Source organism: Cupriavidus mimosae (genome assembly GCF_023952485.1).
Taxonomy (GTDB): Bacteria; Pseudomonadota; Gammaproteobacteria; order Burkholderiales; family Burkholderiaceae; genus Cupriavidus; species Cupriavidus taiwanensis_C.
The window spans coordinates 1-20,553 of the sequence record NZ_JALHRY010000010.1; the positions used below are offsets into that span (position 1 = coordinate 1).

Annotated in this window: 16 protein-coding genes; 8 read left to right on the plus strand and 8 right to left on the minus strand. The window is 68.3% G+C overall.

What is annotated here, in order from left to right:
• Positions 1 to 17: 17 nt before the first annotated feature.
• The 5 genes from MKD50_RS18780 to MKD50_RS18800 are packed head-to-tail and all read right to left on the minus strand — an operon-like array spanning position 18 to position 5,260.
• Positions 18 to 959 (minus strand): formyltransferase, encoded by a 942-nt coding sequence (locus MKD50_RS18780; RefSeq protein ID WP_240072128.1) that lies wholly within the window; start codon positions 957 to 959, stop codon positions 18 to 20.
• Positions 959 to 1,933: a glycosyltransferase gene (locus MKD50_RS18785; protein ID WP_115701107.1), complete on the minus strand. Its 975-nt coding sequence runs from the start codon at positions 1,931 to 1,933 to the stop codon at positions 959 to 961. The genes MKD50_RS18780 and MKD50_RS18785 overlap by 1 nt, the downstream gene beginning before the upstream one ends.
• On the minus strand, positions 1,912 to 3,084 hold the full coding sequence (locus MKD50_RS18790; protein WP_240070831.1) for a DegT/DnrJ/EryC1/StrS family aminotransferase: 1,173 nt from the start codon (positions 3,082 to 3,084) through the stop codon (positions 1,912 to 1,914). Before MKD50_RS18790 ends, MKD50_RS18785 begins: the two co-directional genes overlap by 22 nt.
• Before the next feature lie 52 nt (positions 3,085 to 3,136).
• A complete protein-coding gene (locus MKD50_RS18795; protein ID WP_115701101.1) occupies positions 3,137 to 3,508 on the minus strand; it encodes a DMT family transporter in 372 nt (123 codons plus the stop codon).
• Positions 3,509 to 3,526: 18 nt separating this feature from the next.
• Positions 3,527 to 5,260: a glycosyltransferase family 39 protein gene (locus tag MKD50_RS18800; protein WP_252668175.1), complete on the minus strand. Its 1,734-nt coding sequence runs from the start codon at positions 5,258 to 5,260 to the stop codon at positions 3,527 to 3,529.
• A 455-nt stretch (positions 5,261 to 5,715) separates the two neighbouring features.
• Between MKD50_RS18800 and MKD50_RS18805 the strand changes: the two genes are divergently transcribed.
• The gene (locus MKD50_RS18805; RefSeq protein ID WP_115701096.1) at positions 5,716 to 6,627 is read left to right on the plus strand and encodes a hypothetical protein; all 912 of its coding nucleotides are present in this window, start codon (positions 5,716 to 5,718) and stop codon (positions 6,625 to 6,627) included.
• A 94-nt stretch (positions 6,628 to 6,721) separates the two neighbouring features.
• Here MKD50_RS18805 and MKD50_RS18810 read toward each other — a convergent pair whose 3' ends face one another.
• On the minus strand, positions 6,722 to 7,045 hold the full coding sequence (locus MKD50_RS18810; RefSeq protein ID WP_115701093.1) for an amino acid ABC transporter permease: 324 nt from the start codon (positions 7,043 to 7,045) through the stop codon (positions 6,722 to 6,724).
• Between the two features lie 187 nt (positions 7,046 to 7,232).
• Complete coding sequence (locus MKD50_RS18815) at positions 7,233 to 8,162, minus strand: amino acid ABC transporter substrate-binding protein (RefSeq protein ID WP_252668177.1); 930 nt, start codon at positions 8,160 to 8,162, stop codon at positions 7,233 to 7,235.
• Positions 8,163 to 8,522: 360 nt separating this feature from the next.
• On the opposite strand from MKD50_RS18815, the gene MKD50_RS18820 reads away from it, so the two are divergent.
• The 5 genes from MKD50_RS18820 (at position 8,523) to MKD50_RS18840 (ending at position 18,008) form a co-directional block, all read left to right on the plus strand.
• Positions 8,523 to 10,727 (plus strand): type I secretion system permease/ATPase, encoded by a 2,205-nt coding sequence (locus MKD50_RS18820; RefSeq protein ID WP_252668179.1) that lies wholly within the window; start codon positions 8,523 to 8,525, stop codon positions 10,725 to 10,727.
• Positions 10,711 to 12,096 (plus strand): HlyD family type I secretion periplasmic adaptor subunit, encoded by a 1,386-nt coding sequence (locus MKD50_RS18825; RefSeq protein ID WP_252668181.1) that lies wholly within the window; start codon positions 10,711 to 10,713, stop codon positions 12,094 to 12,096. The genes MKD50_RS18820 and MKD50_RS18825 overlap by 17 nt, the downstream gene beginning before the upstream one ends.
• Positions 12,097 to 12,183: 87 nt before the next feature.
• Positions 12,184 to 16,101: a beta strand repeat-containing protein gene (locus MKD50_RS18830; RefSeq protein WP_252668183.1), complete on the plus strand. Its 3,918-nt coding sequence runs from the start codon at positions 12,184 to 12,186 to the stop codon at positions 16,099 to 16,101.
• A 174-nt stretch (positions 16,102 to 16,275) separates the two neighbouring features.
• Positions 16,276 to 17,616, plus strand: a complete 1,341-nt coding sequence (locus MKD50_RS18835) for a TolC family outer membrane protein (protein ID WP_252668185.1) — start codon at positions 16,276 to 16,278, stop codon at positions 17,614 to 17,616.
• A gap of 104 nt (positions 17,617 to 17,720) precedes the next feature.
• Positions 17,721 to 18,008 carry a DUF2917 domain-containing protein gene (locus MKD50_RS18840; RefSeq protein ID WP_115701079.1) on the plus strand — a complete coding sequence of 96 codons (288 nt, stop codon included), beginning with the start codon at positions 17,721 to 17,723 and terminating at the stop codon, positions 18,006 to 18,008.
• Here MKD50_RS18840 and MKD50_RS18845 read toward each other — a convergent pair.
• Positions 17,977 to 18,909 carry a LysR substrate-binding domain-containing protein gene (locus MKD50_RS18845; protein WP_115701077.1) on the minus strand — a complete coding sequence of 311 codons (933 nt, stop codon included), beginning with the start codon at positions 18,907 to 18,909 and terminating at the stop codon, positions 17,977 to 17,979. The genes MKD50_RS18840 and MKD50_RS18845 overlap by 32 nt on opposite strands.
• A gap of 171 nt (positions 18,910 to 19,080) precedes the next feature.
• Here MKD50_RS18845 and MKD50_RS18850 point away from each other — a divergent pair, with 171 nt between their 5' ends.
• Positions 19,081 to 20,349: an MFS transporter gene (locus tag MKD50_RS18850; protein WP_252668189.1), complete on the plus strand. Its 1,269-nt coding sequence runs from the start codon at positions 19,081 to 19,083 to the stop codon at positions 20,347 to 20,349.
• Positions 20,346 to 20,486: a hypothetical protein gene (locus tag MKD50_RS18855; protein ID WP_252668191.1), complete on the plus strand. Its 141-nt coding sequence runs from the start codon at positions 20,346 to 20,348 to the stop codon at positions 20,484 to 20,486. The genes MKD50_RS18850 and MKD50_RS18855 overlap by 4 nt, the downstream gene beginning before the upstream one ends.
• The last annotated feature ends 67 nt before the right edge of the window (positions 20,487 to 20,553 follow it).

Sequence of the window (20,553 nt, forward strand, 5' to 3'; positions counted from 1 at the left end):
GAGAATCAGGACCTTTTTCATCGGTTTCCCTCGTTGGACTGTTCGGTATGGAGATGCCGGGCAAGCGCTTGCGGCGTGACGGCCGCGCCGTCCGGTGCCAGCAGTTGCGTGACCAGGACGAGGCCGCCGTCGCCGCACACACCGACCACGTGGCCGTCACGCACCTGCAGGCCGGCTGGCGTGCCGGCGGGCATGGCCGGCGCCGCACCCGGCAGCGGCCGGCGCGCCTGCGCCACGATGAAGCGCTGCCCGCCAACTTCCGTGAAGGCGCCGGGATAGGGCGGCGCCACCGCACGGATCAGGTTGTAGACCTCGGCGGCGGGCCGGCTCCAGTCGATGCGGCCGTCCTCGGGCTTGCGCCCCGAGTAGTAGCTGCCTTCGGCGAGCCGGTTCGGGCGGCGCGGCGTCTGTCCCGCCAGCATCGCGGGCAGCGCGCGCCACAGCGTCTGCTCGGCCGCCACGGTGACTTTCTCGAACACTTCGCCGGCGGTATCGTCGGGCAGGATCGGCACGGCGGTCTGGTCGACGATATCGCCCGCGTCCGGCCTGGCTTCCATCACGTGCAGCGTGGCGCCGGTCTCGGTCTCGCCGTGCAGCACTGCCCAGTTGACCGGCACGCGGCCGCGGTACTTCGGCAGCAGCGAGCCATGCATGTTGAACGCGCCCCCCGGTGCCAGCGCCAGCACGCCGGCGGGAATCATGGCGCGATAGTAGAACGAGAAGATGACGTCCGGGCGTGCGTCGCGCACTGCCTGTTCGACAGCGGCATCGGCCGGGTCCTCGCCATAGAGAAACGGCACGCCCAGCTCGGCGGCGGTGTCCGCCACGCGGCGGAACCAGATGTTCTCGTCGGGCCGGTCGCGGTGCGTGATCACCAACGCCACTTCCACGCCGCGCGCATGCAGTACGCGCAGGCACCGGTCGCCGACATTGTGATAGGCAAAGACGACGGCGCGCATCATGGCTCCACGGTGCGGGCCGGGTCGGCCTCGAGGATGGCCTTGATGCGGTAGCGCGGGCGGTCGCGCACTTCCTGGTAGATGCGGCCGACGTACTCGCCCAGCAGGCCCACGCCGAACAGCAGGATGCCGATCAGGAAGAAATTCATGGCGAACAGCGTGAACACCCCCTGCACTTCGGAGCCCAGCACAAAGCGCCGCACCAGCAGCACCACGAACAGCACCCCGGACAGCAGCGACAGCAAGGTGCCGATGGCCGAGAACCACTGCAGCGGCACGATCGAGAAGCCGGTCACGAGGTCGAAATTCAGGCGGATCAGCTGGTACAGCGAGTACTTGGACTCTCCCGCGTGGCGCTGCTCGTGGCCGACTTCGATCTCGACCGGGTTCGAGGCAAAGGTGTACGCCAGCGCCGGAATGAAGGTATTGACCTCGCGGCAGGCGTTGATGGTGTCGATTACGCTGCGGTCATAGGCGCGCAGCATGCAGCCCTGGTCCGTCATGCGGATCTTGGTAATGCGCTCGCGCAGCCGGTTCATCGCGCGCGAGGCAAAGCGGCGGAATGCGGTGTCGTTGCGCTGGCGGCGGATGGTGCCGACGTAGTCGTGGCCGGCGCGCATGGTCTCGACCAGGCGCGGGATCTCCTCGGGGGGGTTCTGCAAGTCGGCGTCGAGCGTGATCACGATCTTGCCGCGGGTGTGCTCGAAGCCCGCCAGGATCGCCATGTGCTGGCCGAAGTTGCCATTGAACAGTACCACCCGGGTCACGTCCGGACGCTTGTGGAACTGCGCCGCCAGCAGCTGCGCCGAGCGGTCGACGCTGCCGTCGTTGATGAAGATGACCTCGTAGCTGTCACCGAGGCCGTCCAGCGCCGGATAAAGGCGGTCGAACAGGGCTTGCAGCCCGTCTTCTTCGTTGTAGACCGGAATGACGACCGAGACCTGGACCGGGCTCATTGGGAAAGACGTTTGCATGTTTCGCTGAGGATTGCGCAGACCCGCTCCACGTCCGAGGCTTGCATCGCCGGGAACAGCGGCAGCGTGACGATGCCGCGCCCGATGCGCTCGGCGTGCGGCAGCATGCCTTCGCGCCAGCCGAGTGAGCGGTAGTAAGTGAAAAGATGGACCGGCGGATAGTGCACGCCGGTGCCGATGCCGCGCTCGCGCATGGCCTCCATGAGCTTCTGTCGGGCCTGCGCCGGCCCGCCCTGCATGCGGTCGGTCGGCAGTACCACCTGGAACATGTGCCAGTTGGTGGTGGCCGCGTGCGGGTCCAGCGCCTGCGGCAGTTCGATGCCCAGGGCCTGCAGGCCGCTGTCGGCGGCGCAGCGGAAGTAGGCGTCGGCCAGTTCGGCGCGGCGCGCGGTGATGGCGTCGAGCCGCTCCAGCTGGGCCAGGCCGACCGCGGCGTTGACATCGGTCAGGTTGAACTTGCCGCCCGGCTCTTCGACATCCATGCCGTCCAGGCCAGTGCGGATCACGCCCTGCAGGCGCAGGCGCTCGGCGCGCACGGCTTCCTCGGGCGTGTTCATCACCAGGCAGCCGCCTTCGATGGTGGTGATGTTCTTGTTGGCCTGGAAGCTGAAGCTGACCAGGTCGCCGAAGGCGCCGATGCGCTGGCCGCGCCAGCGCGAGTCGATCGCCTGGGCCGCGTCTTCGATCACGCGCAGCCCGTGCCTGGCGGCGATCGCGTACAGGCGCTCCATGTCGACCGGCAGGCCGGACAGGTAGACCGGCATGATGGCGCGCGTGCGCGGCGTGATGGCGGCCTCGACCGCGTCGAGGTCCAGGTTGCGCGTGCGCGGGTCGATGTCGACGAACACGGGTTTCGCCCCCACGGCCACCACCACGTTGGCGGTGGCGACCCACGTGATCGGCGTGGTGATGACTTCATCGCCGGGTCCGATGTCGGCGATGCGCAGTGCGATCTCCATGGTCGCCGAGCCGTTGGCGAAGGTGCGCACCGGGCGCCCGCCGAACAGGTCGGACAGCGCGGTCTCGAAGGCCTGCATCTTCGGTCCGGAGGTGATCCAGCCCGAGGCCAGCACCTTGCCGACTTCGGCAATGGCGGCGGCGTCGATTTCGGGCCGTACAAACGGCAGGAAGGCGGGAGCGGAAGCGGTCATGGCGGGCGAAGGAGGCAGCGGCGGTCAGGCCAGGCGAAGGCGCGGACAGCCTTCAGGAGCGGGCAATCAGGAAGACGCCCGCCAGTATCAGCAGGATGCCGGCCACGCGCAAGGGGCCGATGATCTCGCCGAACAGCCACCAGGCCGCGAGCGCATTGACTACATAGCCCAGCGACAGCATCGGATAGGCGATCGACACATCGACGCGCGACAGGCCCACGATCCAGACGCCCACGCTGACCACGTACAGCGTGAGCCCGGCCAGCACCGGCCATTGCGTCAGCACGCGCAGCGCCGTTACCACCAGCGTGCCGCGATCCAGCGTGATGGCGCCGACGGCGTTGACGCCGGCCTTGAGCAGCAGCTGCGCCGCCGCGTTGAGCAGCACGCCGGTCAGGATGAAAGCAAAGGTGGAAAGCGTCATGGCAAGGCGGTTGGCGGATTACGGTGCTTGCGTCTGTGCTGGCTGTCCGGGCAGGGCGAAATTAGCGACCGCCACGCGCCGGCGGTCGCCGGCAATCTTGTGCATCGGCACGCCGCGCGCGGCCAGCGCGGCATAGGTCTGCGGCGCCATGATCGCCACCGCGCGCTGGCCGTCCTGCCAGCGCTCAATGAACTGGTCGATGGTCGGGATCCACTTCTGCGGTTCCTGTCTGATGCCGAATTCCAGTTCGTCCGGATGCTCGACCAGGATCGTGGTGCGGCGCAAGTAAAACGGCAGCGTGTGGTCCAGCAGCCGCACGCTGTACAGCGGCATGCCGGGCTTGAGCACGGCACTGATCGCTGGCGCCAGGTCCGCGCCGGAACTCGGCCGGCCCATGGCTTCGTGGGCACGCAGCCCCACCGTGGCGCAGACGAACATGGCCAGCGCATAGGCGGCCACGCTGGGGAACACGCCGCGCGTGCGCAGCAGCCGGTGTGCCAGCAGCGCGCCGCCCAGCATCACGGCAAAGGCGACCGCGAGCCATTCGGCGAATTCACGATACACCGTATTGGGCGTGCCCTGCTTTTCCATCATGCCGACGAACGGGCTCGCGATCAGCCCGATCACGCCGAGCGCGATCATGGCATTGACCTGCCAGCGCCACGCGCGTTCCGTGGTCGTGTCCAGCGCCACGCCGGCGAGCAGCGCCAGCGCCGGGAACACCGGCACGATGTAGCCCGGCAGCTTGGAGCCGGACAGGCTGAAGAAGACAAAGATCGCCACCGCCCACAGCCCGGCCAGCAACGCCGGCTGGAACGGCCGCGGCGCGTTGCCCCGCGCCACGCCGGCGCGCTCGCGCACCGCCTGCCACATCTGTGGCACCAGGCCCAGCCATGGCAGGAAGCCGCCCAGCAGCAGCGGCACGAAGAACCAGATCGAGCCCTCGCGGTGGTGTACGTTGGAGGTGTAGCGCTGCCAGTGCTCGTGGATGAAGAAAAAGCGCAGGAACTCCGGATTGCGTTCGGACACCAGCCAGAACCACGGCACCGTGACGGCGAGCAGCACCGCGATGCCGGCCAGCAGATGCAGGCGGCCCCACAGCTTCCAGTCGCGCGTCGCCAGCGTATAGACCACCAGCACCAGCCCGGGCAAGGCCAGGCCGACCAGGCCCTTGACCAGCACCGCAACTCCCATCGCCGCCCAGCACGCCAGCATCCAGTTGCGCTGCGCGGCCGGCGTGGCCGCGGGATGCTGGGCCAGCAGCATGCAGGCGAGCACGCACGCCATGGCCCCGGATAGCGTCATGTCGAGCGAATTGAAGTGCCCGGCGACATTCCACATCGGCGTCGACACCAGCACCAGCCCGGTCAGCATCGCCACGCGACAGCCGTACCAGCGGGCCGCGGCCAGCATCGACACGCCGATGCCCAGCATGCCGGACAGCGCCACGCACAGGCGCGCCTGCCAGTCCCCTACGCCAAACAGGGTGTAGGCCAGCGCCGTCACCCACATGTGGAAGGGCGGTTTCTCGAAATACTTGAGTTCGTGGTAGCGGATCGTGACCCAATCGCCAGTGGCGACCATCTCGCGGGCAATCTCGGCGTAGCGGCCTTCATCGGAGCGCAGCAGGTGGCGCATGTCCAGGGTACCGAACCAGACCAGCAGGATCAGCAGGCTGACCAGCGCGACGGTGCTTGCGGTGGCTCCGACGGACGGCGCGGCGACAAACCGCGAGGTCGATGAACTACGCATGGATCTCCTGGAAAAGCGCGGCGAAACGGGTCTCGGGCGAGGCGCGGTGACGCGGAAGCCCTCACAACGCAGAGCCGGGTCTGGCGGTGGACAGCGCGCGAAAACATCCGCATGGGCGCGCCGCAGGCACGCCGTGAGCGCCAGGTGCCCGGAACGCCACAACCGCTGGAATACGCGAGGCGCGCAATGGTAGCACGGCGGCCAAGTCACTCCGGTCAGGCTTCGGAAGTGCCGGCAGCGCCGGCTGCGCGACAAATGCGGTGTATAAAGCATATGCGGTCAGAATGAACGCCTGGTTGCCCCCCAGCATCCTTGTCGGCTTGTCCGTTAGACCGGCGCCGGCGTGAAATGACCAGTTACACACGCAACAAAAACGCGATAATTCCGATCACCAGTCAGTTGCCAGCCAGGCGGGCACCGAATGCGCGCGGGACAATCCAGAATTGGGGATCGAGGTGAAAACAGAGGTTCAGCAAAACCGGCAGGCCGGCCTGGTGGCGTGCGCGGCGGCCTTCGTGGCGCTGGGTGTGGGGCTATCCGCGCCACCCGCCCGCGCGCAGGGGATGGCGGTGCTGCCCGGCACCGGCGGCATCGCCCAGGCCGCGGCCAGCCAGGCACAGGCGGCCGCCGCCGCGGTGCTGTGCAATGCGCCGTGGTTCCGCTCCGGCTCTCATGTACAGATGGAAGGCGACGGCGTGATGCCGATGTCGATCCGCATGACCCTGCGCGATGTAAAGCGCAGCCCGACCGGCTGCCGCGCTCAGCTCGAGGTCAATTCCAAGTCGGCGCTGTCGGCGCTGATGGGGCCGCCGGTGATCACCAACCAGGTCCACGAGGTGGTGATCGAACGCAGTGCGCCCGAGGCGCAGACCAGCATCGAAAGCCAGCATGCGGTCATCAACGCGCGCGCCCGCTATGCCCGCATGTATGGCGAGGCGGCGTTCCGCGGCAAGGGGGTGTTCAACTACGCCGGCCTGGACTTGCGCGAAGGCACCACGCTGGAGGGCGAAGTGTTCCGCTCCAGCGTCTCGCTGAAGGTTTATCCGCTGGGCTCCGATGAAGCGGTCAGCACCATGGACGCGCAGCGTGCCACCATCCATATCGGCTCGCGCCACGTGGGCAGGCTGCAAATGATCGACACCCTGATGGGGCGCAAGGAATGCCAGCCGATTTCCTACGACAAGCGCACTTCGCTGGGACCGCTGATGATCGGCGGGGAACTGGTGCAGGTCGAACCCACCGTGATGCACGTCACCGACTGGTACTGCCCGGCCGAGGCCTTCGTGCTGCGCACCGAGGTGCGCCAGGACGACAAGGTGCAGCGCGTCGATGTCACCGCGCTGGAGCGCGACACGCAGGCGCCGTAGCAGATGCCGTGGCCGGCGCCATGGCAACCTGGCCCGCGAGGGCACAAAAAAACCCGCCGCGGCGGGTTTTCTTGTATCCGGCGGCAGCCGTAGTTCAGCTGGCGGCCGGGGCGGGGGTGGCTTTCTTCTTGCTGCTTTTGTTGTTCTTTTTCTTGGTGCCTTGCTTGGCTGGCTTCTTGTCGGCGGCCGGCGCGGCAGGGTCGGTCAGGTCGGTGCGGGTGCTCTTGTTCGCCCCCTGGCTGTACGGATCGAACTTGTCGCCGGCCTTGGCACCCTGGCTGTACGGGTCGAACTTCTCGCCCGACTTGGCACCCTGGGAATACGGATCGAACTGCTGCTTTCCGCCGGTTTGTGCCTGCACGGCCAGCGATGCGGCGCCAACGCAGAGTGCGATCGCGGTCGCGACGAACTTGTTCATGGTTTCTCCTGAGATATGCCGCCGTAGGGCGGTCGGGTCTATGGCCCGTCCCTGCACAGGGATGGCTCGGGCCAGTGTCGCCAACATCATTCACGACTGTCAACTTGGGGCTTGCCCGGCACGGCAACCTCATGGAAACCCTGAATTGCGGCCCCAGCGCGATTGCGCGTGGCGCCGCCGGCGCGCCTTATTCGGTGACCGCGTCGGACGGATGCTTCCAGGCCGCGCGCACCTCGCCTGAAGGCGCCAGCGCCAGGTTGATGCCGCGGCTGCCGATGGGCTGCTGGAACCAGCGCTGCTGCAGCGCCTTGACTTCGGGGCCGGCGAAGGTCGTGGCCAGGGTCTGGTCGACCAGGCGCTTCCATTCCGGATCGGCCTTGGACAGCATCAGTGCGTTCTGCTCGACCGACAGCGCCGGGCCGACGATGACGTATTGCGAGGGGTCCTTGGCGCGCGCGCGCAGGCCGGCCAGCAGTACGTCGTCCATCACGAAGGCCTGGGCCCGGCCCGATTCCAGCAGCAGGAACGATTCGCCGTGGTCCTTGGCGTAGACGTCGTGATAGCCGTACTGGCCCTTGAAGCGGCGCACGTGGCGGTCTCCGGTCGAGCCCGCGCTGGTGACCACGGTCTTGCCGCGCAGGTCGCCGAACGAGCGGATGCCCGAGTCGGCGCGCACCAGCATGCGCACCGTCGACACATAGTGCGAGACGCTGAACGCGACCTGCTTCTGGCGTTCGAGCGAGTTGGTGTTGGGGGCGCAATCCAGGTCGACCAGCCCGTTCACCACCGCCGGAATGCGGTTCTGCGGCGTCAGCGGCATCCAGCGCACCTTCAGGTCCTTCAGGCCCAGCTTCTGGCGCGCCGCCTCGGCCGCGCGCAGGCACAGGTCGACGGCATAGCCGGCCGGCTGGCCCTTGTCGTCGGCAAACGAGAACGGCAGCGCGGATTCCCGGTAGCCCAGCACGATGGTGCCGGCGTCGCGGATCTTGTCGAGCACCGGGCTCTGGGCGCGCGCGGCAGCCGGGGCCAGCACGGCGGCGGCGAGCAGGATTGCCGCGAGCGGGCGGAGGGCGCGGGGAAGGCGGGCGGTCAGGGCAGGGAAGGCAAAGGCGGTCATGCGGGGAATCTGGAAAGCAGCCGGCAATCCGGCGAAGACGCTAGGGTATACCCGAGAGCGCGCGGGGCGAAGGATATTGTCGTCATAAGCAAATTCCCCAGGGTCGGCCCCGGTTCCCCGCATCTGTTGCATCGGTGAAACGCCAAACGGATGAGGCCCCTGCGCGCATTCGAAGCGCCGGTTGCGCCATTCGGACGATGGGCGCCGGCGTCCGGCTCACCTACGCTTGCGAAAAACGACATGGCAACGGAACGGGGGGCATGATGTCAGCAAGCAATCGTGGGCGCACGACGATGGCGGTACGTGCCATCGCCCGGCATCTGCCTCGTCTGCCGTCGCGGTAACACCGGGACCCGTGCCATGCACGCAGCCGCCACGCCTGCGCGCGAGATCCGGCATGCTGCCCCGGGTCTCTCCGGCGACGCGCGTCCGGAGGATGCGCTGCTGGACTGCCTGCTCTGGCTCGCCCGGCACTTCCACGAGCCGGCCTCCGCCGAGGCCCTGGTCGCCGGGCTGCCGTTGGAGGGCCATCGCCTCACCCCCGCGTTGTGCGCGCGCGCCGCGGCGCGCGCAGGCCTCTGCGCGCGGCTGGTGCGACGCAAGCCCGACGAGATCCCTGACCGCGTGCTGCCGGCGATGCTGCTGCTGGACCAGGGCGACGCCTGCATCCTGGTGCGCCGCGCCGAGGCGGGCATGCTGGTGGTGGTGCTGCCTGAGTTCGGCGACGGCGAACAGGCCGTGCGCGGCGAAGAGCTGCTGGCACGCTACACCGGACACGCCATCTTTGCCCGGCCCGCGTATCGTTCGGATGCCGTCGGGGCTGACATCGCCGCCGCAACCGATCACGCGCCCGATCAAGCGCCGCGGGCATGGTTCTGGGGCGTGATGCGGCAGTGTTGGCCAGTCTATGGCGAGGTGTTGGTGGCGTCCCTGCTGCTGAGCCTGTTTGCGCTGGTGATGCCGCTGTTCACCATGAACGTCTACGACCGCGTGGTGCCGAACCATGCGCTGGAGACCCTGTGGGCACTTGCCGTCGGCGTCGGCCTGGTGCTGCTGTTCGAGCTCGCCCTGCGCATGCTGCGCGGCTACTTTGTCGACGTGGCCGGCAAGCGCATCGACGTGACGGTATCCGCCACGCTGTTCGAGAAAGTGCTGGGCATCGAGATGAAGTCACGGCCCGCCTCGGTCGGCAGCCTCAGCAGCCAGTTGCAGGAATTCGAATCGGTGCGCGATTTCCTGACCTCTGCCACCATCACCACGCTGGTCGACCTGCCGTTTGCCGTGGTCTTCATCGCCGCGATGTTCTGGGTGGGCGGCCCGCTCGCATGGGTGCCGCTGCTGACGGTGCCGCTGGTGCTTGGCCTCAGCCTGGCGCTGCAGGGGCCGCTGTCGCGCGCGGTGCGGGCCAGCAGTGCCTGCGCGGCACAGCGGCAGGCGGCGCTGGTGGAGACGCTGGTGGGGCTGGAGACCATCAAGACCACGGGCGCGGAAGGTGTCGCGCAGCGGCAATGGGAGCAGGTGGTCGGGCAGATGGCCAGGCTGGCGCTGCGCTCGCGCTGGCTGTCCGCCTGCGTCATCAACGCTGCGCTGTTCGCGCAGCAGGCCGCTACCCTGGCGGTGGTCGTGATTGGCGTCTACCAGATTGCCGACGACCGGCTCACCATGGGCGGCCTGATCGCCTGCACCATCCTGGCCGGGCGCGCACTGATGCCGCTGTCGCAGATGGCCGGACTGACCACGCGCTATCACCAGGCGCGCACCGCGCTGGCCGCCCTCGACCGGACCATGGCGCTGCCGGTCGAGCGCCCGCCGGGCAAGCATTTCCTGCACCGCCCGCCGTTGCGCGGCGAGATCGAATTCCGCGCGGTCAGCTTCCGCTATCCCGGCCGCGACGGTGCCGCGCTCGACGGTGTGTCATTCCGCATTGCCAGCGGCGAGCGGGTCGGGCTGATCGGCCGCATCGGCTCGGGCAAGACCACCATCGAAAAGCTGATCCTGGGCTTGTATCCGCCCGATGCCGGCTCGGTGCTGGTCGACGGCGCCGAGGTGCGCCAGCTAGACCCGGCGGCGCTGCGGCGCGGGATCGGTTATGTGCCGCAGGACGTGATGCTGTTCAGCGGCACCGTGCGCGACAACATCGTGATGGCCGCCCCCTGGGCCGACGATGCCGCCGTGCTGCGCGCCGCGCGCCTGGGCGGTGTCAGCGAATTCATCGAGCGCCTGCCCGAGGGCTATGACCTGCGCCTGGGCGAGCGCGGGGAGGGTCTTTCAGGCGGACAGCGGCAGGCCATCGCCATCGCGCGCGCGGAGCTGTTGCAGCCGCCGGTGCTGCTGCTCGACGAACCCAGCAGCGCCATGGACAACCGCACCGAAGAACAGTTCAAGGCGCGGCTCGCGGCAGCGCTGGGCGAGCGCACGCTGTTGCTGGTGACCCACCGCGGCTCGCTGCTGAGCCTGGTCGATCGCCTGATCGTGATGGACCAGGGCCGCATCGTCGCGGACGGACCCAAGGCCGAGGTGCTGAACGCGCTCGCGGGGAGGAAGCTCCATGTTGCCTCCGCCTGAGCCCCGCACCCTTGCGCGCCGCGTGGCCGCCGCGCTGCGGCCGCACGCCGACGACACCGCCTTCATGGATGCGCGCGACGCGGCGGCGCTGGCGCGGCCACGCTGGTTCGCGCACTGGATCCTGTGGTGCGCCGTGGTCTTCGTCATCGTGGCGCTGAGCTGGGCGGCGCTGGCGCGGGTCGATGAGGTGGCAGTGGGCGAGGGCAAGGTGATTCCGTCGAGCCAGGTGCAGGTGGTGCAGAACCTGGAAGGCGGGATCGTGGCGCAGATCCTGGTGCGGCCCGGACAGGTGGTCAGCAAGGACCAGCCGCTGATGCGCATCGACGATACGCGCTTTACCGCCTCGTACCAGGAAGGCCGCACCAAGGACGATGCGCTGGTGGCACGCATCGCGCGCCTGAGTGCCGAGGCCGCTGGCACCGATTTCGACGCCAGTGCGGGCGGCGGCGACGGCGATGCGCGCCGTTTCGTGGCCGAGGAACGCTCGCTGTTCGCCTCGCGCAAGCATGCGCTGGAAGCGAACCTGGCGGTGCTGCGCCAGCAGTCGGAGCAGCGCCGGCAGGAGCTGGCCGAAAAGCGCTCGCGCGAGCAGCAACTGCGGCAGAGCCATCGCCTGGTAGCGCAGGAACTGGCGATGATGCGGCCGATGGTGGCGCAGGGCGTGGTCTCCGATGTCGACGTGCTGCGGCTGGAGCGGCAGACCAATGACCTCAAAGGCGAACTCGACGCGTCGCGGCTGGCGATGCCGCGCCTCGAGGCGGCCTATCGCGAGAGCCAGCAGAAGCTCGACGAAGCGAGTGCGCATTTCCGCGCCGAGGCCATGCGCGAGCTCAACCAGGCCAAGGCCGAGCAGGCAGCGCTGAGCGCGACCAACACGGCCTTGCAGGACCGGGTCGATCGCACCCTGGTGCGCGCGCCGCTGGCCGGGATTGTCAAGCAGCTCAAGGTCAACACCGTGGGTGGCGTGGTCCAGCCCGGCATGGACCTGGTGGAAATCGTGCCGCTGGAAGACACCTTGCTGGTCGAGGCGCGCGTGCGTCCGGCCGACATCGCCTTCCTGCGGCCGGGGCAGCCCGCCGTGGTCAAGCTGTCGGCCTACGACTTCTCCGTCTATGGTGGCTTTGCCGGCACCGTCGAACATATCAGCGCCGATACGCTCATGCCGGAACGGCCCGGCGAGCGCCCCGAGAGCTATTACCTGGTGCGCGTGCGCACCCGCGACAACCGGCCGGCGGGAAGTGCGGTGCAGGTGCCGATCCTGCCCGGCATGGTCGCCACGGTGGATGTACTGACGGGCCAGAAGACGGTGCTCCATTACCTGCTCAAGCCCCTCATCAAGACCCGGGACATGGCGTTCCGTGAACGGTAGGACCCGCGCTCGCACGCGAGCCTTTTGCAACCATAACAAGCAAGGCACGGCCACCAGGCCTGCATTGAGGACGGAGAGAGAACGACCATGGCAACCTTGACTGGCACCAACGGCAGCGACAGCCTCACCGGCACCGCAAGCAGCGACACCATTCTGAGCGGCAACGGCAACGACTATGTCAGCGCAGGCGATGGCAGCGACTATGTCGACGCCGGCAATGGCGACGACATTGTCGAGGGTGGCGATGGCAACGACACGCTGCTGGGGGCCAATGGCAAGGATCGCGTGTTCGGCGGGCGCGGCAACGACAGCCTGTCCGGCGGCAACGGCACCGACGCGGTCTATGGCGGCAGCGGCGACGACGTGATTGGCAGCGCCGACGGTGCGTCGACGCTCTACACCGGCGACAACGGCGGCGATACGCTGTATGGCGACGGCTACGACAGCCATGCCGACTATCTGCTCGGGCGCGGACATGAGTCGGCCCAGCCCGGCAATGACCGCATCCAGGGCGGCAACGGCGACGACCTGATCTTTGGCGACAACGGCGACGGCGCCGCCGTCGGCGGCGACGACATCATCGCCGGCGGCAATGGCAGGGACACCGTCTACGGCGAAGGCGGCAACGACACCATCGCCGGCGGGGGCGGCGCCGACACGCTGAGGGGCGGCAGCGGCCGCGACACCTTCGTCTACAACGCTGTCGCCGATTCCACCGCGGCCGCCATGGACGTCATCGCCGACTTCCAGCGCGGCACGGATCGCCTGGACTTGCGCCCGGTGCTGGGCGACACCGGCTTCCAGTGGGGCGGCCTGACGCCGACGGCCCATGGTGCCTGGTACCAGCAATCGGGCGGCAACACCTATGTCTACGTCGATGTCGATGGCAATCCCGCCACGGCCGAAATGGTGATTCGCCTTGACGGCCTGCACGACCTGACCAAATCCGATTTTGCCGGTTACGACAACCATGCCCCTACCGCCGCGGCCGATGCCAACGCCATCGGCGAAGATAACCATCCGAACCCGGTTACCGGCAACGTGCTGGCCAATGACAGCGACGTCGACGCCGGCAATGTGCTGGCCGTAGCCAGTCCCGGCACCTATGTCGGCCAGTACGGCACGCTGCAGATCAACGCCGACGGCAGCTACAGCTACACGCTGGACAACGGCAATCCGCTGGTCCAGTCGCTGCGCCTTGGCGACCATGTCGAGGAGTCGTTCGGCTACAGCGTAACGGATGGCCAGGCCTCGGCGGCGTCGACGCTGAGCATCCGCATCAACGGCACCAACGATGCGGCGACCATCACCGCATCGGCGAGCGAAGACACGGCCGTGACGGAAGCCGGCGGCGTGGCGAACGCCACGTCAGGCGATGCCTCGGCCAGCGGCACGCTGACCGTGGCCGATGTCGACAGCGGCGAGGCTCACTTCGCGGCCGTGCCGCCGGACAGCCTGATCGGGCAATACGGCACGTTCACGTTCAACACCACTACCGGCGCCTGGACTTATACGCTGGACAACACCAAGGCCGATGCGCTGATCGCCGGGCAGCAGGTCAGCGATGCGCTGACCGTGTCCTCGGCCGACCAGACCGCGCAGCAGACCATCACGGTCAATATCACCGGCACCAACGATGCCGCGACCATCACCGCATCGGCGAGCGAAGACACGGCGGTGACAGAAGCCGGCGGCGTGGCAAACGCTACCGCAGGCGATGCATCAGCTAGCGGCACGCTGACGGTGAGCGATGTCGATAGTGGCGAAGCACACTTTGCCGCGGTGGCGCCGGACAGCCTGGTAGGGCAGTACGGCACCTTCACGTTCAACAGTACCACCGGCGCCTGGACTTATACGCTGGACAACACCAAGGCCGATGTGCTGATCGCCGGACAACAAGTCAGCGATGCGCTGACGGTGTCCTCGGCCGACCAGACCGCGCAGCAGACCATCACGGTCAATATCACCGGCACCAACGATGCCGCGACCATCACCGCGTCGGCGAGCGAAGATGCGACGGTGACAGAAGCCGGCGGCGTGGCAAACGCTACCGCAGGCGATGCATCAGCCAGCGGCACGCTGACGGTGAGCGATGTCGATAGTGGCGAAGCGCAGTTTGCTGCGGTGGCGCCGGACAGCCTGGTAGGGCAGTACGGCACCTTCACGTTCAACAGCACCACCGGTGCCTGGACCTACACGCTGGATAACAGCAAGGCCGATGCGCTGATCGCAGGGCAGCAGGTCAGCGATACGCTGCTGGTGCACTCTGCCGATCTCAGTGCGAGCCAGGAAATCAAGGTCAACATCACCGGCACCAACGATGCCGTCGTCAACAGCGTTCCTGCCGCGCAGTCGGTCAACGAAGACACGCCGCTGGTGTTCAGCACGGCCAACGGGAATGCGCTCGGCTTCTTCGATGTGGACGGAGGCAGCCACACGGTAACGCTGACGGCGAGCGGGGGTACGATCACGCTGAACGGCACGGCGGGGCTGCAGTTCCTGGCCGGAGATGGCAGCGCGGACGGCACCATGACCTTCACCGGCACCGACGCGGCGATCCAAGCCGCACTGGATGGCCTGCAGTTTGCCGGAAACAAGGACTATGCCGGCACGGCCTTGCTGCAGATGCAGACCAGCGATGGCGCAGCGACCGACACCGATGCGGTGGCGATCGCCGTCAATCCGGTCAATGACGCGCCGGTGGCTGCCGCGGACGTGGTCTATGTCTCGAACAACACAGGCAGCATCGTGATACCGGTCAGTGCCTTGCTCGCCAATGACGGCGACGTCGATGGTCTGGCACTGACGATAACGGCGCTCACCGGGGCCACCGGAGCCGTCAGCAACCTCAGGTTCGCGCCCGGCACCAATAACAGCTACATCATGTTCGACTCCAGCAACTCGGCGACAGGAAGCTTCAGCTATACCGTCTCCGACGGTGCTGGCGGCACCAGCACGGCTACCGTGACGGTCAATGTCTCGTCGACCAATGGCGCGGCTCAGGTGACGCTGGCAGGCCAGACCTACCAGGCTTCTTACCTCGACGGCGGCAGCAACAACGATACGCTGACCGGGGCCCCGGCCAGCGATGTATTCATCGGGGGCGCAGCGAGTGACACGCTGCACGGCGGTGGCGGCGACGATGTGCTGCGCGGCGGCGCGGGAGACGATACGCTCGACGGCGGCGACGGCATCGATATGCTGGATCTTTCCGATGCCAGCAGCGGGCTGACGTTGTCGTTGACGCAGGGCAGCACCGTGGTCAACCTGTCCGGTGCGGGCCTTGGCAGCGACACCTACAGCAATATGGAAGGCGTGATCGGGTCGCGCTTCAATGACACGCTGACCGGCAGCACTGCCAACGACATCCTGCGCGGTGGCGCGGGCAACGACACCCTCGATGGCGGCGCGGGCATCGACCTGCTGGATTTCTCCGATGCCACCGGCGCGATCAATTTCACGCTGGTCCAGGGTAGCAGTGCGACGTCGGTCAATCTTGGCAGCGTCAACCTGGGCACCGACAGCTACAAGGGCATGGAGGGCGTGATCGGGTCGGCTTTCAATGACACGATCAACGGCTCGGCCGGCAACGATGTGCTGCGTGGCGGCGCCGGCGATGACCACCTGACGGGTGGCGCGGGCAATGACCTGCTCGTCGGCGGCGCCGGGTCGGACACGCTCGCGGGCGGCGCCGGCAGCGACACCTTCCGCTTCCTGCGCGCCGATGCCGCCTCGGTCGACACGATCACTGACTTTGACTTCGCTCCCGCTGCTGGCGGCGGCGATGTGCTCGACCTTTCCGACCTGCTGTCGGGCGTCAGCGTAACCAGCGCCAACGCGTCGCAGTTCGTGCGGCTGGCGGAAGTCGATGGCAATACCGTGGTCAGCCTGGACCGGGACGGCGGTGGCGCTGCCGGCGGGTTCCAGGATGTGGCTGTGCTGCAGGGCGTAGTGGGGCTCGACCTGAATACGCTGCTGAGCAACGGCAATATTCATACGGCCTGAGCCAGGCGCCAGCAAGGGGACGGGGCGAGCAGGAAGGGGGAAGAGACCGCGACAAGCGGCAAGGCGGGACGGCAGCAGTGCTGCCGGCAGTGTCAAAACCATAATAAGCGGGTAGGGGCGCAGCGTTCGGACGCGTATGGCGTGCGAACGCGGTGTACCCGGGCTGGGGGAAGCATGACGACGACATGGTGCCGGCTGGCACCCGTACTGCTATGGACGGCGCTGGCGGTGCCCGGGCACGCCGCGGGCCAGGCGCTGCCGCAGGCGGTCGACCTGGCCGTGCACAGCAATCCCGAAGTGCTGGCCGCGGGCAGCCGCCGCCTGGCTGCCGACGAGGGGCTGAAGCAGGCGCGTGCCGGCTACCTGCCGCGGATCGATATCGGCGGCGCCACCGGCCGCGTGCGGCTGGACAGCCAAAGCAGCCGCGTGGCCGGAATGACGGACGCCTCGTATGGCCGCCATGCCGCCGACGTCACCATCACGCAGATGCTGTTCGACGGTTTCGGCGTGAGCAGCGATGTCGAGCGCCAGGGCGCCCGGATCGAGGGCTCGGCCTACCGGGTCGGCGCCACTGCGGAAGACATCGCGCTGCGCACCGTCGGGGTCTATGTCGAGGTGCTGCGCCGGCAGGAGACGGTGGCGATCGGCATCGCCAACCTCGAGGCGCACCAGCATATCCATGACCAGATCCGGCTTGGCGCCGACAACGGCGTGCTGCGCCGCGCCGACCTCTACCAGGCCGAAAGCCGGCTGGCGCTGGCCAAGGCCAGCCTGCGGGCGGAGCAAGGCGCGCTGCAGGATGCCGAGGCGGCGTTCGTGCGCGTGGTCGGGACGGCACCGCAGCGCTTGTCCCGGCCGGAATCGCTGGCCGCCGTCCTGCCCGCAACCGAGCGCGAAGCGCAGCAAGTGGCCGGTGCCAGCCACCCTGCACTGGGCGCGGGCCAGGCCGATATCGCCGAAGCCGAGGCCGCGCGCGCGCTGGCGCGCTCGGCCTTGTGGCCAAGGCTGGAACTCGAGGTGGGCGGGGCACGCGACCGCGACCGTGTGCTGGGCACCACTGACGAGCGCCGGGTGATGCTGCGGTTGCGCTATAACGTGTTCCGCGGCAATGCCGACAAGGCCCGCATCAGCGAGGCTGGCTTTCAGATCCAGGAAGCCGAGCAGAACCTGGAACGGCTGCGGCGGCAGGTGCAGGAAAACGTGTCGCTGGCTTATAACGCCAACCGTACCGCGCAGGACCGCCTGGCCAGCCTGCAGCAATATGTGCAGGCAAGCGATGCCACGCGGCTCAGCTACGGCAGGCAATTCCGCATCGGGCAGCGCAGCCTCCTGGACCTGCTCAATGCGGAGAACGAGTACTTCAGTGCCCGCACCGCCTATGTGACGGGCCAGTACACCGAACTCGCCAGCCAGTACCGCATCCTGGCGGGCATCGGGCTGCTGCTGGCGACACTAAACGTCGCGCCCCCCGGCGAGGCGCTGGCACAGGGCGGGACGCGCACGGGGCAGCGCTAGCATGCGGGGCTCGCATGCCGCTGCCAGATGGCTGGCCGACGCATTGCTCATGGCAGCGTGCGACCCCGCTCAGCACAATGAAATGGCCCTAACCGGAGCCTTTCATGTCACGCACTTTTTCCCTGGAAGCGGAATGTCTCGGCCTGCGGCTGCGCGCCGGCACGGAACTGGTCTGCCGCGGCGGCAACCTGTGGCTTACCTTCGAAGTGCCGGGGCGGCCGTCGCCCGATGTGTTGCTGGCGCCGGGCGAGCGCCATCGGCTGCAAGCGGATGCCCAGGTGTTTGTCGCGGCGCTGCACGGCGCGGGTCCGGCGCTGTGCGGGATCGAAGCGCCACCGCGCGGGGCCGGCCCGCTGCGGTTTAGCTGGCTGCGGCGCGCGCGGGCGTCTTGACCGTGTGCGCGGCTTCCTGGCAGATCCATTGCGCCACGCGTTTGACGTCGGCGCGCGGCTGCGCGGCGGCCTGGATCAGCCAGTAGGCGTTCGGGCTTGGCGGCGCTTGCCGCGCGGTCGGCACCAGCGCCAGCTGGCCGCCGTCGACCAGGGGGCGCACCAGTTCCAGCCGTCCCAGCGCGACGCCTTGCCCTGCCAGCGCCGCCTGGATGACCTGGTCATACTGGTTGAAGCGAAGCATGCCGCGCTGGCTGGCCTGGCGCAGGTCGCGCGCTGCCAGCCAGCTGCGCCATTGCAGCCAAGGACGCGGATCGTCGAATTCCAGCAGCGGCAGCTGCAGCAGGGCATCGCCGTGCGGCCCGAGCGCAGCCAGCAGCGACGGATGCGCGATCGGGGCGATGTGCTCGCCGAACAGGCGCACGGCATCGGGCGGCGCCGCGGCGTCGCGGCAATAGCGCACCGCGAGGTCGATGCCTTCTTCACGCAGGTCGCTGATACGGTTGCTGGCCGACAGGCGCACGTCGAGGTGCGGATGGGCCTTCTGCAGGCTGCCCAGCCGTGGCAGCAGCCACAGGCCGGTCACGCCGATGCTGGCGGTGACGGTGACCGGCTGCCGGCCCTCGCTGCGGCGCACTTCGGCCACCACGTCCTGCAGCTGCTGCAGCGCGCTGTCGGCGCTGCGAAACAAGCGCTCGCCCTCGGCGGTGAAGGCGACGCCGCGATGCTTGCGCACGAACAGCTGCACCTTCAGCTGCGCCTCCAGCGCATGGATCTGGCGGCTTACCGCCGACTGGGTCAGGCACAGGTCGTCCGCTGCCTGCGTAATGCTCATGCGCCGGCCGACGGCGACGAAGCCCTTGAGCAGGTCGAGCGAGAACAGGCGAACCAGCGGGGTGGACATGCAGTGAGCTCCAGGCAGACGCGCAAACCTCATTACAGCACGATCCGGGAGGCTCCTGGCATGCGCGTTACGCATGGCAGGACGCCCGAAAGATCGGTTGAAGGAAGGCCTGCCGTCGCTTGCAATAGAGCCATCGCGCCGCGGGCGCCATCGATCGACAAGAGGGCTGTCATGACCACCCATTTGCCACGCTGTTACGGTTCTGCCGCCACGCCCTGGTGGCGGCAACTCTGGGTGCTGGTGCTGGCGGGGGGCGTGCTGATGGGAGTGGCGCTGGGCGTGCGCCATGTGCAAGGGCTGTTCATGCTGCCAATCATTGCCGAGCGCGGCTGGACCCGCGAGACCTTCGCCTTTGCCATGGCGGTGCAGAACCTGGCGTGGGGGCTGGCTCAGCCCTTCACCGGCATGCTGGCCGACCGCTACGGCTCGTGGAAGGTGATGGCGGGCGGGCTGGCGCTGTATGCCGTGGGGCTCTATGGGATGACGCAGGCGCATACGTCGACGGCGCTGGTGTGGTCGGCGGGGCTTTGCCTCGGCCTGGCCTTGTCCGGCACTACCTTCGGTGTGGTCTACGGCGCGCTCAGCCGGATGACCGGCGCCGCGCAGCGCAGCCGCGCGCTGGGGCTGGCCGGCGCCGTCGGCGGCATCGCCCAGTTTGTCCTGGTGCCGGGCGCCCAGGCGCTGCTTGCCGGGAGGGGATGGGCCGGCGCGCTGCTGCTGCTTGCCGTGGCGCTGGCCGTGCTGGCACCACTGGCGCTGCCATTCCAGGACCGCGGCGCGGCGGCAGCGCCGGACTGCCACGCGCCGGACGCGGCCGGGGGCCAGCCGCTGAGCGCCGCCGTACGGGAGGCCTTCGGCCATGCGGGCTTCTGGCTGCTCAACCTGGGCTTTCTTGCGTGCGGCTTCCAGCTTGCCTTCATCGCCAGCCACCTGCCGGCCTATCTGCTGGACCGCGGCATGCGCCCGGCCGACGGCATGGCGGCACTCGCCATCATCGCGCTGGCCAACGTGGCCGGTGTCTATGTGTGCGGGCTGCTGGGCGGGCGTCACAGCAAGAAGTACCTGCTCGCCGGCATCTACCTCGCGCGCACCGCGGCGATGGCGCTGTTTCTGCTGCTGCCGCTGAGCCCGGCGACACTGTACGCCTTCAGTGCGGCGATGGGGTTGCTGTGGCTGGGCACGGTGCCGCTCACCAACGGCATCCTGGCCCAGGTGTTCGGCGTGCGCTATCTCGCCACGCTGTTCGGCTTCGTGTTCCTGGGCCATCAGTTCGGCTCTTTCCTGGGTGTGTGGCTGGGTGGGCTGGTGTTTGAGGTGACCCGCTCGTACGACGCGGTCTGGTACGGCGCCATGGCCCTGGGGATCGTCGCCGCGGCGCTGCATTCGCCGATCGACGACCGCCAGATTGTCCGCACCGGTCTGGCGCCGGCACGGCCGTGAGGCGGCCTGGCGCAACCGCGCTCGGCACCTGGCTGTCGGTACTCGGTGGCGCCGCCGTGTGCGCCGTGGCGCTGGCCGGGTGGCTCGATCCCGCCCATGCCCAGGCGTGGATCGCGCTGATGGCGCTGTGCGGGTAGCCCCCAACCGCCGGCCTGTGCGACAGTGCATCGGCTGGCGAACTCGCAACAAGCGGGTCCACTGTGT